General features: G+C 70.5%; 11 protein-coding genes and 1 pseudogene. 10 read left to right on the top strand and 2 right to left on the bottom strand.

Features of this window, described 5'->3' with window-relative positions; genetic code table 11:
* The first annotated feature begins 26 nt into the window (after positions 1-26).
* Positions 27-1,454, top strand: a complete 1,428-nt coding sequence (locus ACFYXA_RS30070) for an NAD-dependent malic enzyme (RefSeq protein ID WP_351098796.1) — start codon at positions 27-29, stop codon at positions 1,452-1,454.
* A gap of 306 nt (positions 1,455-1,760) precedes the next feature.
* Complete coding sequence (locus ACFYXA_RS30065) at positions 1,761-2,042, top strand: HU family DNA-binding protein (RefSeq protein ID WP_004000874.1); 282 nt, start codon at positions 1,761-1,763, stop codon at positions 2,040-2,042.
* A gap of 353 nt (positions 2,043-2,395) precedes the next feature.
* Here ACFYXA_RS30065 and murA read toward each other — a convergent pair whose 3' ends face one another.
* A complete protein-coding gene (murA, locus tag ACFYXA_RS30060) occupies positions 2,396-3,736 on the bottom strand; it encodes a UDP-N-acetylglucosamine 1-carboxyvinyltransferase (RefSeq protein ID WP_352252650.1) in 1,341 nt (446 codons plus the stop codon).
* A 265-nt stretch (positions 3,737-4,001) separates the two neighbouring features.
* Here murA and ACFYXA_RS30055 point away from each other — a divergent pair, with 265 nt between their 5' ends.
* From ACFYXA_RS30055 to ACFYXA_RS30030, 6 genes are all read left to right on the top strand, one after another.
* Positions 4,002-4,574, top strand: coding sequence for a YqgE/AlgH family protein (locus ACFYXA_RS30055; protein WP_352252648.1), 573 nt, complete (start codon positions 4,002-4,004; stop codon positions 4,572-4,574).
* 29 nt (positions 4,575-4,603) lie between these two features.
* On the top strand, positions 4,604-4,888 hold the full coding sequence (locus tag ACFYXA_RS30050) for a DUF3039 domain-containing protein (RefSeq protein WP_130436531.1): 285 nt from the start codon (positions 4,604-4,606) through the stop codon (positions 4,886-4,888).
* A 434-nt stretch (positions 4,889-5,322) separates the two neighbouring features.
* Positions 5,323-6,216, top strand: coding sequence for a xanthine dehydrogenase family protein subunit M (locus ACFYXA_RS30045; protein WP_130436532.1), 894 nt, complete (start codon positions 5,323-5,325; stop codon positions 6,214-6,216).
* A complete protein-coding gene (locus ACFYXA_RS30040) occupies positions 6,213-8,030 on the top strand; it encodes a 2Fe-2S iron-sulfur cluster-binding protein (protein ID WP_389038751.1) in 1,818 nt (605 codons plus the stop codon). Before ACFYXA_RS30045 ends, ACFYXA_RS30040 begins: the two co-directional genes overlap by 4 nt.
* Entirely contained in the window at positions 8,027-10,336 is a 2,310-nt protein-coding gene (locus tag ACFYXA_RS30035; RefSeq protein ID WP_356680916.1) for a molybdopterin cofactor-binding domain-containing protein, read from the top strand. The genes ACFYXA_RS30040 and ACFYXA_RS30035 overlap by 4 nt, the downstream gene beginning before the upstream one ends.
* 291 nt (positions 10,337-10,627) lie before the next feature.
* A complete protein-coding gene (locus ACFYXA_RS30030) occupies positions 10,628-11,818 on the top strand; it encodes an SUKH-4 family immunity protein (RefSeq protein WP_389038747.1) in 1,191 nt (396 codons plus the stop codon).
* A 6-nt stretch (positions 11,819-11,824) separates the two neighbouring features.
* Here the strand turns inward: ACFYXA_RS30030 and ACFYXA_RS30025 are convergent.
* Positions 11,825-11,986 (bottom strand): annotated as a pseudogene (locus ACFYXA_RS30025) (TipAS antibiotic-recognition domain-containing protein); the annotation flags it as partial.
* Between the two features lie 108 nt (positions 11,987-12,094).
* Between ACFYXA_RS30025 and ACFYXA_RS30020 the strand changes: the two are divergent.
* Entirely contained in the window at positions 12,095-12,748 is a 654-nt protein-coding gene (locus ACFYXA_RS30020) for a tetratricopeptide repeat protein (protein WP_389038744.1), read from the top strand.
* A 445-nt stretch (positions 12,749-13,193) separates the two neighbouring features.
* Positions 13,194-14,903, top strand: coding sequence for a hypothetical protein (locus ACFYXA_RS30015; RefSeq protein ID WP_389038741.1), 1,710 nt, complete (start codon positions 13,194-13,196; stop codon positions 14,901-14,903).
* Positions 14,904-15,220 lie beyond the last annotated feature (317 nt).

The raw sequence follows: 15,220 nt of genomic DNA, 5'->3' as shown, positions 1-15,220 counted from the left end.
ACCGGTGAAAGCAGAGGAAGTCGGCCATGGCAACGGCGCCCAGCGTCTCCTACTCGATGACGGTCCGGCTGGAGGTGCCCGCGGGCGGAACCGCGGTCTCACAACTCACCACGGCCGTCGAGTCCCACGGAGGCTCGGTCACCGGCCTCGACGTCACTGCTTCCGGCCACGAGAAGCTCCGCATCGACGTCACCATCGCGGCCACCTCGACCGCCCACGCCGACGAGATCGTCGAACAGCTGCGCGGCATCGAGGGCGTCACGCTCGGCAAGGTCTCCGACCGTACGTTCCTGATGCACCTCGGCGGCAAGATCGAGATGGCGTCCAAGCACCCCATCCGCAACCGCGACGACCTGTCCATGGTCTACACGCCGGGCGTCGCCCGCGTCTGCATGGCGATCGCCGAGAACCCCGAGGACGCGCGCCGCCTCACCATCAAGCGCAACTCCGTCGCGGTCGTGACGGACGGCTCCGCCGTGCTGGGCCTCGGCAACATCGGCCCCAAGGCCGCGCTGCCCGTCATGGAGGGCAAGGCGGCCCTCTTCAAGCGGTTCGCCGGCATCGACGCCTGGCCGATCTGCCTCGACACCCAGGACACCGACGCCATCGTCGAGATCGTCAAGGCGATCGCCCCCGGCTTCGCCGGCATCAACCTGGAGGACATCTCCGCGCCCCGCTGCTTCGAGATCGAGGCCCGGCTGCGCGAGGCCCTCGACATCCCCGTCTTCCACGACGACCAGCACGGCACCGCGATCGTCGTCCTCGCCGCGCTCACCAACGCCCTGCGCGTCGCCGGCAAGGCGATCGAGAACATCCGGGTCGTCATGTCCGGCGCCGGCGCGGCCGGCACGGCCATCCTCAAGCTGCTGATCGCCGCGGGCGTGAAGAACGCCGTCGTCGCCGACATCCACGGCGTCGTGCACGCCGGCCGCGAGGACCTCGTCGACGCCGCCCCCGGGTCGGCGCTGCGCTGGATCGCCGACAACACCAACCCCGAGAACCTCACGGGCACCCTCAAGGAGGCCGTGCGCGACGCCGACGTGTTCATCGGCGTCTCCGCCCCGAACGTCCTCGACGGCGACGACGTGGCCGCCATGGCCGACGAGGCGATCGTGTTCGCGCTCGCGAACCCCGACCCCGAGGTGGACCCGGCGATCGCCCGGCAGACCGCCGCCGTCGTGGCCACGGGCCGCTCCGACTTCCCGAACCAGATCAACAACGTGCTGGTCTTCCCGGGCGTCTTCCGCGGCCTGCTGGACGCGCAGTCCCGCACGGTCAACACCGAGATGATGATCGCTGCCGCGAAGGCGCTGGCCGACGTGGTGACCGAGGACGAGCTGAACCCGAACTACATCATTCCGAGCGTCTTCAACGACAAGGTCGCGGGCGCGGTCGCCGGCGCGGTCCGCGAGGCCGCGAAGGCGGCGGGCGCCTCGGCCCTCACGCAGCCGTAGCCGCGAGCGGGTAGTACAGCCGCGAGCAGGCGGCGCACGGGGGCCTGTGAGGATCGCCACGACCGGCCCCCGGCGCGTCGTGGAACCCGCCTCACGGGGCAGGCCTCTACTGTGACGGCCGGGTCAGGCGCTCTTCGTGTGACTCCCAAGGGTGTTCTCACGACTCCTAGGGGTGCCGGATTGGCTTTCCCGCCGCAGGTAGGGGCAGGATGCGTTCCTGGGCGCGTGGGCATCGACTTCGCTGTCCCCCATGCGGCTCCGCCGCGTGGCACGCCTCAATGGCAAGAAGAACACGGGAGTAACAACATGAACCGCAGTGAGCTGGTGGCCGCGCTGGCCGACCGTGCCGAGGTGACCCGCAAGGACGCCGACGCCGTCCTGGCCGCGTTCGCCGAGGTCGTCGGCGACATCGTCTCCAAGGGCGACGAGAAGGTCACCATTCCCGGCTTCCTGACCTTCGAGCGCACCCACCGTGCCGCTCGCACCGCGCGCAACCCGCAGACCGGCGACCCGATCCAGATCCCGGCCGGCTACAGCGTCAAGGTCTCCGCGGGCTCGAAGCTCAAGGAAGCGGCCAAGGGCAAGTAAGGCTCCGCCGGACGCGCCGTGAGCAGCGGGCGCCGTGGGTGACTGCGGGTCGGCCTTGGCTGGTCGCGCAGTTCCCCGCGCCCCTTCGGGGGCGCATCCGCCGGAAGCGACAACACGCCGATGGGGCGGCCACCCGTTCACACGGGCGGCCGCCCCATCGGCGTATCAGCGACTATGTCGCCCCGGTCGGCGTGGTGAGGCCGGGTGGGTCAGCCGAGCGCCTTGCCCGGGAGTTCGACCTTCGCGCCCAGTTCCACCAGCTTCTCCATGCTGTGCCTGCCCGGGGGGGGGCGACCCCCGGACCCCCGGCAGTCGGGGGTGTCGCCCCGGTCGGCGTGGCGAGGCCCTGTGGGTCAGCCGAGCGCCTTGCCCGGGAGTTCGACCTTCGCGCCGAGTTCCACCAGCTTCTCCATGAAGTTCTCGTAGCCCCGGTTGATCAGGTCGATTCCGTGGACGCGGGACGTGCCCTGGGCCGCGAGGGCGGCGATCAGGTAGGAGAAGCCGCCGCGGAGGTCCGGGATGACCAGATCGGCGCCCTGGAGCTTGGTGGGGCCGGAGACGACCGCGGAGTGCAGGAAGTTGCGCTGGCCGAAGCGGCAGTCGGAGCCGCCCAGGCACTCGCGGTAGAGCTGGATGTGCGCGCCCATCTGGTTGAGCGCCGAGGTGAAGCCGAGACGCGACTCGTACACCGTCTCGTGGATGATCGACAGACCCGTGGCCTGCGTCAGCGCCACGACCAGCGGCTGCTGCCAGTCGGTCTGGAAGCCGGGGTGGACGTCCGTCTCCAGCGCGATGGACTTCAGCTGGCCGCCGGGGTGCCAGAAGCGGATGCCCTCGTCGTCGATGCGGAAGGCGCCGCCCACCTTGCGGTAGGTGTTCAGGAACGTCATCATCGACCGCTGCTGCGCGCCGCGGACGTAGATGTTGCCCTCGGTCGCCAGCGCGGCGGACGCCCACGAGGCGGCCTCCAGGCGGTCCGAGAGGGCGCGGTGGTCGTAGCCGCCGAGCTTGTCCACACCGGTGATGCGGATCGTCCGGTCGGTGTCCATCGCGATGATGGCGCCCATCTTCTGCAGGACGCAGATCAGGTCCTCGATCTCCGGCTCCACGGCCGCGTTCGAGAGCTCCGTGACGCCCTCGGCGAGCACTGCCGTCAGCAGCACCTGCTCGGTCGCGCCCACGGACGGGTACGGCAGCCGGATCTTCGTGCCGCGCAGCCGCTGCGGGGCCTCCAGGTACTGACCGTCGTCACGCTTCTCGATCTTGGCGCCGAACTGCCGCAGCACGTCGAAGTGGAAGTCGATCGGCCGGCCGCCGATGTCGCAGCCGCCGAGGCCGGGGATGAAAGCGTGGCCGAGACGGTGCAGCAGGGGGCCGCAGAACAGGATCGGGATGCGGCTGGAGCCCGCGTGCGCGTCGATGTCGGCGACGTTCGCGCTCTCGACGTACGTCGGGTCCATCACCAGCTCGCCCGGCTCCTCGCCCGGCCGGACCGTCACGCCGTGCAGTTGCAGCAGGCCGCGTACGACTCGCACGTCACGGATGTCCGGAACGTTGCGCAGTCGACTCGGCTCACTGCCCAGCAGGGCGGCGACCATGGCCTTGGGCACGAGGTTCTTCGCGCCGCGGACACGGATCTCGCCCTCGAGCGGGGTTCCGCCGTGGACAAGGAGGACATCGTCGTTGACGGTCATGTATCTCGCGTTCCATGGAAGGTGGAGCAGGGCTGGAGAGAGACAGGGTAATCGCCGAGTGCCCTTGTCCCGTAAGCCCAGGAGGCGCTCAGGAAGGTCATGGCTCTGTCACAACACGAACCGTTTCCCACCGGCCACGCAAGGTCACCGTGAGACCGCCGCCACGCGCGTGTGCCCGGCCCGCCTCCACGCCCCCCACCTGCCCCTCACCCCCGACGCCGCATTGCCTCCCCACTCCGGGGGAAGATGCGGGATCATGTCTGGCATGACCGAGGTGTCCTCGCTCACAGGGCGGCTGCTCGTGGCAACCCCCGCCCTGGCGGACCCGAACTTCGACCGTGCGGTGGTGCTCCTCCTCGACCACGACGAGGAGGGCTCGCTCGGCGTCGTCCTCAACCGTCCGACGCCGGTGGGCGTGGGCGACATCCTCGAGGGCTGGGCGGACCTCACCGGCGAACCGGGCGTCGTCTTCCAGGGCGGCCCCGTCTCCCTGGACTCGGCGCTCGGCGTGGCCGTGATCCCCGGCGGCACCGGCGTCGACGGCGCCCCCCTCGGCTGGCGGCGGGTGCACGGCGCGATCGGCCTCGTCGACCTGGAGGCCCCGCCCGAACTGCTCGCCTCGGCCCTCGGCTCCCTGAGGATCTTCGCCGGGTACGCCGGCTGGGGCCCCGGCCAGCTGGAGGACGAGCTGGTGGAGGGCGCCTGGTACGTCGTCGAGTCGGAGCCGGGCGACGTCTCCTCGCCGGAGCCGGAGAGACTCTGGCGCGAGGTGCTGCGCCGCCAGCGCAACGAACTGGCGATGGTGGCCACCTATCCGGACGACCCGTCGCTCAACTGATGGGTGTGAGCTTCAGTACCCTTGGGCCCATGAGCACTCTTGAGCCCGAGCGCGGCACCGGTACGGGGACCCTCGTAGAGCCGACGCCGCAGGTGTCGTCCGGTGACGGTGACCACGAGCGCTTCGCGCACTACGTCCAGAAGGACAAGATCATGGCGAGCGCTCTCGACGGGACCCCCGTCGTGGCGCTGTGCGGCAAGGTCTGGGTGCCCGGTCGCGACCCGAAGAAGTACCCCGTGTGCCCCATGTGCAAGGAGATCTACGAGTCCATGGGCTCCGGCGGCGACGACAACGGCGGCAAGGGCGACAAGTGACCGCCTGACGCGCGCCGGCGGGCGCGGCTCCCGCGCCCCGGCGCGCCGTCGACCCCGGATCGGGATCCGGCCAAGATCATGGCGCGGACCGCTGTCCGTGTTCTGACGGGCGATCAGGGGTGGGTGGGGCCGTGAAGCGCCCGAGGATCGCCGAGGCTGCGCTGTGAGAGTGGTTCGTCCGCCGCTTCGCCAAGTGGCTGCGCGCGCACGGGAGAAACCCCGCGGGGTCACCGAAGAGTGGCAATTCGAGTCGCACCGGTGATGCCGTGCGAAAACGGCTCATCTCCCCGATGAGATGGGCGAATGCCTCCTAGCGGACCCCCGCGTCCGGGCCTTGCGAAGATGTGCCAGAGTTGCCACGTCCGCCCTGTCAGCACGTACCGTACGGCAACACAGGTGGGACCAGGTGGGGCAGCGGGAAGGGGCAGCCGGTTTTGAGCACGCACGCACCGCAGGCGGCGCACGCCGTCACGCTGCCCACGTCGTTGGACGAGGCCGTCGCGGCCCTCACGGCGAACCCCGCGGCCGTACCGGTGGCCGGCGGCACCGACCTCATGGCCGCCGTCAACTCCGGGCAGCTCAGGCCCGCCGCCCTGGTGGGCCTCGGCCGGATCAGCGAGATCCGCGGCTGGCAGTACCAGGACGGCCACGCGCTGCTCGGCGCCGGACTCACGCACGCGCGCATGGGACGCCCCGACTTCGCCGCCCTCATCCCCGCGCTCGCCGCCGCCTCCCGCGCCGCCGGGCCCCCGCACATCCGCAACGCGGGAACCCTGGGCGGCAACATCGCCTCGGCCGCGCCCACGGGCGACGCGCTGCCCGTGCTGGCCGCGCTGGAGGCGACGCTGATCGTCGCGGGCCAGGGCGGAGCCCGCCGCGAGATCCCGGTGTCGCATCTGCTGGCCGGCATGGAGATGCTGCGCGGCGGCGAACTCATCGGCTACGTGCGCGTGCCGCTGCTGCACGCCCCCCAGGTCTTCCTGAAGGCGACCGGACGCACCGGGCCCGGGCGCGCCGTCGCGTCCGTCGCCCTCGTCCTCGACCCCGCCCGGCGCGGCGTCAGGTGCGCCGTCGGCGCGATAGCGCCGATGCCGCTGCGGCCGCTCGAGGCCGAGCAGTGGGTCGCCCAGCTCATCGACTGGGACAACAGCCGCACGATCGTCCCCGAGGCCCTGACCGCCTTCGGGGAGTACGTGGCGGCCGCCTGCATCCCCGACCCGGTCCCGGCCGAGGACGGCTCCGTGCAGCCGCTGCCGCCCGCCGTACTGCACCTGCGGCGCACCGTCGCCGCGCTGGCCCGACGAGCACTGGGGAGGGCGCTGTCGTGACCGACGACCAGCACGGACAGGACCACGGGCACCAGCACGGACAGGACCACGGACAGGGCCAGGGCTCGCCCCAGGGTGCGGGCCGCTGGGACCCGCTGCCCCAGGGCGACTACGACGACGGCGCCACCGCCTTCGTGAAGCTCCCCGAGGGCGGCGTGGACGCCCTCCTCGCCGCGCGCGGGGAAAGCCCGCTGGCGGCTCCCGGACACGGCTATGTCCCGCCGCGGATCACGGCGGCGCCCGACCGGCCCGACACCGACGCGGGCGGCACGGGCGCGTGGCCGTCCCCGGTCGGCGGCGCCGAGTGGCCGGCCCCCGCGAGCGGGGCGAGCGTGGGCGACGACCGGTTCACGTACAACCCGGGCTCGACCGGACAGTGGACGTTCGAGGAGACCCCCGCGGCCCCCGCGCCCGGCCATGACGTGACCGGGCAGTGGTCCATTCCCGTCGCGGGCGGCGACCTCCCCGACGAGTCGGGCGAGTTCACCACCTCGGCCCTGGTCGAACAGTGGGGCAGCGCGCCCCCGGCCACCCTGCCCGGGGGCGCGCCCGCGCCCTGGGCGACGACACCGGCGCAGGACACGCCCGGCCCGTCGGCGCAGCCGTGGGATCAGCAGCCGGACAGCGGCGACCGTTCCGGCCGTGCGGCGGCGCCCGAGCGGCACGCCGACGACGTCTCCCTGTTCTCGCCCGCCTCCCGGGCCGGCGACGAGGGCGGCGAGCACCCCGTGGAGCGCCACGAGACCGCCTACGGGACGCCCGAGGCCCCCCGGGGCGAGGAAGAGGCCTACAGGGGCCCTGAGGGCCCGTACAGCGGCCCGCACGAGCCCTACGCCGACACCGAGTCCGGCACGGCCGCGGAAGGCGCGCACGACCCGGAGTCCGGACGTGACGTCGACGCCGTGCGGGACGAGGACGGCCCACGCGACCCGGACGCCGTACGCGACGCGGAAACCGCACCGGAGGCGGACGCCCCGGAGGACCCGCGGGCCTCGGACGCGGGCCACCCGCACTCCGAGCCGTCCGCCGACGACGCGGAGACGGAATCCGCCGCTCCACGGTCCGCGGCCGACGCGCCCGACGCCGGAGACGACACCGCGTCGTCCACGCGCGTGGACGACCACGGCGTCCACCCGCAGGAAGACACCGACGCCGGCCGGCCGCCCTTCCACGAGGAACACCCCCTCGCCTCCTACGTGCTGCGCGTGAACGGCTCCGACCGCCCGGTCACCGACGCCTGGATCGGCGAGTCCCTGCTCTACGTCCTGCGTGAGCGGCTCGGACTCGCGGGCGCCAAGGACGGCTGCTCGCAGGGCGAGTGCGGGGCCTGCAACGTCCAGGTGGACGGCCGCCTCGTCGCCTCCTGCCTGGTCCCCGCCGTCACCACCGCCGGCAGCGAGGTCCGCACCGTGGAGGGCCTCGCCGTCGACGGACAGCCCTCCGACGTGCAGCGGGCGCTCGCCCGGTGCGGGGCGGTGCAGTGCGGATTCTGCGTGCCCGGCATGGCGATGACCGTGCACGACCTGCTGGAGGGCAACCCCGCCCCCACCGAGCTGGAGACCCGCCAGGCGCTCTGCGGCAACCTGTGCCGCTGCTCCGGCTACCGGGGCGTCCTGCGGGCCGTCCAGGACGTCGTCGACGAACGCGAGGCGCACGCCGCCGCGGACGCTGAGACGGACGGCGACGAGGCACGTATCCCGCACCAGGCGGGTCCGGGCGCGGGCGGCGTCCACCCGTCGGCGTTCGAGAACCCGGCACAGCCCCATCCGCACGACCCGGTGTACGGACAGGGCCAGGACGGAGGCCAGGCGTGACCAACGAAGCAGCCACCGCGACGAGCCCCGCGGAGGCCGCCCCGGCCCCCGAGCCGATCCCGCACGGCCTGGGCGTCTCACTGCCGCCCGCCGACACGCGCGCCAAGACGGAGGGCACCTTCCCCTACGCGGCCGACCTGTGGGCCGAGGGCCTGCTCTGGGCGGCCGTCCTGCGCTCCCCGCACGCGCACGCGCGCATCGTCTCGATCGACACCTCCCACGCGCGCGAGATGCCCGGCGTGCGGGCCGTCGTCACCCACGAGGACGTCCCCGGCAGGGCGCTGCACGGCCGGGGCACGGCCGACCGCCCGGTGTTCGCCTCCGAGGTCGTGCGCCACCACGGCGAGCCCATCGCCGCCGTCGCCGCCGACCACCCCGACACCGCGCGCATGGCCGCCGCGGCCGTCATCGTCGAGTACGAGGTCCTCGACCCGGTCGTCGACCCCGAACTCGCCTTCGAGGCGGAGTCGCTGCACCCCGACGGCAACCTCATCCGGCACATCCCGCTGCACCACGGAGACCCCTCCGCGGCCGGCGAGGTCGTCGTCGAGGGCCAGTACCGCATCGGCCGCGCCGACCCCGCCCCCATCGGCGCCGAGGCCGGCCTCGCGGTGCCCCGCCCCGACGGCGGCGTGGAGCTGTACCTCGCCTCCACCGACCCGCACAGCGACCGCGACACCGCCGCCGCCTGCTTCGGGCTGACACCCGATCGGGTGAAGATCGTGGTCACCGGTGTGCCCGGCGCCACCGCCGACCGCGAGGACCAGGGCTTCCAGCTCCCGCTCGGCCTGCTCGCCCTGCGCACGGGCTGCCCGGTGAAGCTCACGGCGACCCGCGAGGAGTCCTTCCTCGGCCACGCCCACCGCCACCCCACCCTGCTCAGATACCGCCACCACGCCGACGCCGAGGGCCGGCTCGTCAAGGTCGAGGCGCAGATCCTGCTCGACGCCGGCGCCTACGCCGACACCTCCGCCGAGGCCCTGGCCGCCGCCGTCTCCTTCGCCTGCGGCCCCTACGTCGTCCCGAACGCCTTCATCGAGGGCTGGGCCGTGCGCACCAACAACCCGCCTTCCGGGCACGTCCGGGGCGAGGGCGCGATGCAGGTCTGCGCCGCCTACGAGGCGCAGATGGACAAGCTGGCCAAGAAGCTCGGCGTCGACCCGGCGGAGCTGCGCCTGCGCAACGTCATGGCGACCGGGGACGTGCTGCCGACCGGCCAGACGGTGACCTGCCCCGCGCCCGTCGCCGAACTCCTCCAAGCGGTGCAGGAGTTCCCCCTGCCGCCGCTGCCGAAGGACACCCCCGAGGAGGACTGGCTGCTGCCCGGCGGCCCCGAGGGCGCGGGCGAACCCGGCGCGGTGCGCCGGGGCGTCGGCTACGGCCTGGGCATGGTGCACATGCTCGGCGCCGAGGGCGCGGACGAGGTGTCCACCGCCACCGTCAAGGTCCTGGACGGCGTCGCGACCGTGCTGTGCGCGGCGGTGGAGACCGGGCAGGGCTTCACCACCCTCGCCCGCCAGATCGTCCAGGAGACCCTGGGCGTCGACGAGGTGCACGTGGCGCCCGTCGACACCGACCAGCCGCCCGCCGGCGCGAGCTGCCACGGCCGGCACACGTGGGTGTCCGGCGGCGCGGTGGAACGCGCGGCCAAGATGGTCCGCACCCAGCTGCTCCAGCCCCTCGCGCACAAGTTCGGCATGTCCACCGAGCTGCTCCAGATCACCGACGGCAAGATCACCTCGTACGACGGCGTCCTGTCGACCACGGTCGCCGAGGAGCTGCACGGCAAGGAGTTGTGGGCGACGGCCCAGTGCCGCCCCCACCCGACCGAGCCGCTCGACGCGGCCGGCCAGGGCGACGCCTTCGTCGGGCTCGCCTTCTGCGCGGTCCGCGCGGTGGTCGACGTCGACATCGAGCTGGGCTCGGTGCGGGTGGTGGAGCTGGCGGTCGCCCAGGACGTCGGCCGGGTTCTGAACCCGGCGCAGCTGACCGCCCGCATCGAGGCGGGCGTCACCCAGGGCGTCGGCATCGCGCTCACCGAGAACCTGCGCACCCCGCGCGGTCTCGTCCGCCACCCCGACCTCACCGGCTACGCCCTGCCGACCGCCCTGGACGCGCCCGACATCCGGATCGTCAAACTGGTCGAGGAGCGCGACGTGGTCGCCCCCTTCGGCGCGAAGGCGGCCAGCGCGGTCCCGGTGGTGACGTCCCCCGCGGCCATCGCCTCGGCGGTGCGCGCCGCCACCGGACGTCCCGTCAACCGCCTCCCGATAAGGCCGCAGGCGGCGGTGGTGACGGGGCAGTGAGCGACCCGGTGGTTCCGGGTGGGGTCTGCTTCACGTGAGGCCTCCCGGCGTCCGCCGTGCGGGGTCTGCTTGACGTGAACCCTCCCGGTGCCCGCCGGGCGGGCCGCGGAGACGGCCGGGGTGATTCCCGTGAGGTGCCGTGAGACGGGAACGAACTCGGGCGCGGTGACGTCTTCCCAGGCGAGGGCCGTTGTCAGTGGTGCCGCGTAGTGTTCGGGGAAGTGGGACGGCGGCGTGCGCGGCGACGCGGGCCGCCGCCGGGACGGCACACTTCACGCACGGGGGAACCACATGGGCACGACCGGTACCGCCGCCGGCACGGCGGTGATCACCTTCACCGACTCCGAGCTGGACCCGTACGTCACGCACGCGCCGACGCGCCGCTGGCTGACCGGGCCCGGACTGCCGGGCGTCGGCGGCCTGCTGACCTTCGACGCGCTCCGCGCGGACGGACTGCGCACCGTGGGCGACTCCACGGGCGAAGCGGACGGCGGCATGGCGGCCGGCCTGAGCGAACAGCTCGTCATAGGAGGGCTCACCGGGTCCGGCGGCCCGCGCGGGGAGTCGGTCCTGCTCGACGGCTCCACCGGCGAGATCACGACGACGTACTTCCTCCACGACCGCCCCCACCTGATGGACCGCCGCCCGCTCGCGCCGTCCCTGGAGACGCTCGTGCGCTTCGCGACGGCGGCCGACGAACTGGCGGCGCTGCGCGGCCAGTTCGCCGCCTACGCGGGCCGCTACGGCCCCGAGGCGGTGGCGCAGGCCTCCGCCCAGCTCCTCGCGCTGTACGAGGCGGGGGCGCACGGCGAGGTGCCGCCGTTCTGGCGCCTGATCGCGGTGATACGCCCCCTCGCCCTGATCGCGGGCCCGGGCACCCGCTCGGACCTGGCCCTGGACCTCCCGCCCCGCCTCCTGGACGACGAGTTCGGCTCCCGCGCCGTCGTCCGCTTCGAGGACGTCGACTTCCCGTCCGCCCTCACCCATGAGCCGACCCGCCGTTTCCTGGCGGAGGTGGGCCTGCCGGAGGAGTGCGTCTGGTTCGCCCTGGACACGGACGCCCCGCTGCCCACCCTCGCCGACCACCACGCGGACGACGGCCACACCCGACTCCCCGCCGAAGCCGCCCACTTGATACGCCTCGGCGCGCTGTCCGACGGCGTCAGCCTGGTCCTGGACGGCACCACGGGCGCGGTCCTGACGTGGTCCGGGGCGACGTCGGCGCTGCGGCCCCTGAACGCCGACGTCTCCACCCTCGCCGTCACCCTCTGGCTGATCCACCGAGCGAAGACCCTGGACGCCGATCACGACCTCACCGAGGCCTACGACCAGCTCGCCACCACCCTCACCCGGACCCTCGCCACCCTCGACCCGCTGGCCTGCGCGCGCACGCCTGCGGCGGCACAGGAGGACGACAGCCGGTGCTACTGGCCGAGCGTGTTCGCGGACGAAGCGGGCGGGGGCCTGCGGAGCGCGGTCTGAAGGCCCCTGATCCCAGGTGGCGGTGTCCGGGTCGATGCCGTGGGCGCGCGCACTGGCGTCGACGATCTGGCGGAACCAGGCGGCGAGACCGGCGCGGACGCCGTCGTAGTGGGCGGCGATCCCGGGGTCGGCCTCGTACATGCGGGCGAGGCAGACCTGCATCTGCCGGATGCCCCCACCTTGATCCCTCACGCGACGTGAGGGTCAAGCCGGACCTCCTCCCGGGCGCGGAGGTAGCCTCGGCGCTGCCATCGTTCGACGGGGAGGGGCACAAGCATGCAAGGGCAGGACTGGATCGAACGGGCAGGAGCGCTGTTCGAAGCGGCGATGTTCGGCGGGGACAGGTCCGCGCTGGAGCGGTCCGACGACGTGCTGGACGCGGTCGAGGCGCCGCTGTGCATGGCGCGGGGCAAGGTGCTGCACGTCCGCTTCCTCAATGACCGCGAGGAGAACAGCGAGGAACTCGTGCTGTTCGAGCGCGCGGCCGAGTTGTACGAGCGTCTCGGGGAGCCGTCGGGGGAGGCGGAGGCGTTGTTCTGGATCGGCTGCTGGCATCAGGTCGTCAAGGGCGACGGCATCACCGGCAGACCGTACTTCGAGCGGTCGTACGCGCTGGCGAAGTCCGTCGACGACCGGATGACGATGTCTTACGCGGTTCGGCATCTCGGCTTCGCGGACAGGGACGCGGGCCACTTCGACCAGGCCCGCGAGCGGCTGACCGAATCGGTGACACTGCGCCGGGAGATCGGCTTCAGGGCCGGAGAAGCGGCGGGCCTGGTGGCACTGGCCTACCTCGCGTCCGAGACCGGCGCCTCATCAGAGGCGGCCCGCCACCTCGAAGAGGCCCAGTCGGTCGCAGAAAGCTGCGATGCCAAGGCCGTCACCGAGTGGATCGAGCAAGCTCGCACGATCATCCACTCCGAGCCCTGATCGCCGCCCTTGACTTGGAGGCCGTGGCGGGATTCGAACCCACGTAACTCGCTTTGCAGGTTTGTCCTGGCTGGTCAGGGCTTGATCCCGGCGGGTTCAGGGACGTTCATTACCGTACGAACCTCAGGCACGCACAGGGTAGGTGAACGGCTCCGTACGATCGTGGACGACGACGAACGAGACGGAAACTGAGACGGACGCCGACCCCGCCGGCCGAGGTCAACCACGCGCCGCAAGCGGCCGGGATCCGTGCGCCGACACGGTGGGCAGCGCGCCCCGGGCGCGGCGTCGCGGAGGAGAGCCTCCGCCGCCGGTAGCGGGCGGGATAGATGTCCGTTCTCGTTGTCGGTCTACACACAGGTATGGATACTTGGTTGATCGACTAGGGGTGCCTGGCTCATGGGGTGGGCAGCACAAGTGGCCAATCGTCACTAAGGATGAATTTATGGGCAGAGTTCCCTGGACCCGCCTGAGCGGCGATGAGGTTGAGGAAGTTGTGGCGATTCTTGTATCGCGAGAACATCCTAGGGCTGAGAGGATCCGCCCCTCACGAGGGGACGGTGGAATTGATGTACTCATTCCTCTTGGCGACGGAACGATTAAGGTTCTTCAGGTCAAGAAATTCACACAGAATCTCACCGCGTCCCAGAAAACTCAAATCGAGAAGTCCTTCAGTCGGCTTGTGGCGTATGCTGCGTCTCGTGAAATGCGGGTGTCGAACTGGTCGCTTGTGACGCCACTGGACCGCACGAAGGAAAATGTGGAGTGGCTGGAGTCCATTACGGAAGCAGCCGATTTCGCTGTCGATTGGCGCGGCTTGCCGTATGTGGAAGGGCTGGCGTCAAAGTACCCTGAGGTTATCGATTACTATTTGAACGATGGCAAAGACCGACTCGAATCAGCTGTTTCTAGCCTGAGCTCCCTCCTGCGTTTTCACACGAGCAAGGGTGCAACGTCGAATAACTATCAGGCGACTGATTCTATGGCGACCTTGCATGCACTCCACGAGGAAATCAATAGATACGACCCGCACTATCGTTATGACGTATCCGTGGAATCTGATGCAACAGATGCGACTCAGTCTGATATCCCCGGTCTCGTCTGCACAGTTCAGCAGTCGGACGGAAAATCGCGCGTCACTGTAAAGGTGATTGCGAGATTCTCAGATGCGGTGCACGTACGCCCTATTCCTCTGAGTGTCATGATTCGTGCTGAGCAGGGTAGCGAGCTAGAGACTGCGTTGGAGGAATTTGGGGCCTTCGGGACACCGGTGACCATTCCGCCTGACAACGTCGAATTTTCTCTGGACCTCCCTGGGGGTCTCGGCGTATCCGATACCTCGGGCGAATTCTCGATCCTCTCGCCGAGGCCCAATGCGGCTGTCCCTCTGCAATTCTCCATCCTGGATCCGTCAGGTGATCTGCTGGCGGATACGGAAATCGTCCTCCGTGCTTCTACGCGTGGCCGGACTGGTGCGGAGCTGTACGGTACCGAGGAGGGTGGCGTATTCGACATTGTGCTGCGTCTGATCTTCCCGAATCAGCTATCGCATTTCAATATTCAGGTGAAGGACTTTTCGGGCCGGAAGCTCGAAACGGTGCTTCCCGGACTTCGCTTCCTTGCTAACTGTTGCAACCCCAACCAGTTGCGGATATTCGACCCATTCACAGGAGTGCAGGCGGCGCTCGGAACTCTAGGAATTGGAACCGTCGGTGACGCGGAAGGGATTGTTAAATGTGTGGAGGACTTGCTTGCGCTTCAAAGCGCAGCCAAACGTCGAATTCCCGTACCTGATTTCTCGATGGTCAGAGTGGAAGACGCTCTGGACTGGGCGCGCGCGGCGCGCCTGGTTCGCGGTGAGGCCGTGGATGTCACTTGGAACGAACTTGAAGTGTCAGTTAAGCAGGGTCACGAAGATGAGGTGAACGAGAAATTTCCTGGCGCTCTACTCATAAGGCACCCTCTGACTGTACGTGTTTCAGGCGTCGACTATGACCTTGGGTTGTGCCAATTTTGGTCCCCTGCCGTACAAGTGAGACGGAAAGACGGAAAGATTGCAGTCGAGGGCGGCAAAGCGCTCGTCGAACCTATGGATGGATCGAAAGCCGTGATGCGAATGGTCGGGCCCTCCGCTGTAATGCCCAACAAAATTTGATGGAGGTTCCCGCACCACGCTCATCCCGCCCGGGCGTTACGTCCACGTGCTCGGGACAAAGGGCAGGCCACCCGCGTCACCAGCGGCAGTAGGCCCCGTCAATGATCACGGGGTGCCCGTCGGGGCCATCGAAGATGGGCGAATCAGCTAGGACAAGGTGATGCAGTCGCCTAGCCCGTGATCTTGGCTTTTAACTCCGTCAAGACGAAGCGCTCGGCTTGCACTGGGAAGAGCCGGCCTCCAACACGCTTCCTAACTGTCCGCGCGGCCGTACGGGGGCGTTCGCGGGGGTTCGCGTGGCAGGTCAGATGGGGTTC

This window comes from Streptomyces sp. NPDC002566, assembly GCF_042889585.1.
Classification (GTDB): Bacteria; Actinomycetota; Actinomycetes; order Streptomycetales; family Streptomycetaceae; genus Streptomyces.
The sequence above is the reverse complement of the archived record's forward strand: the minus strand, read 5'-3'. Positions and strand labels throughout refer to the sequence as shown.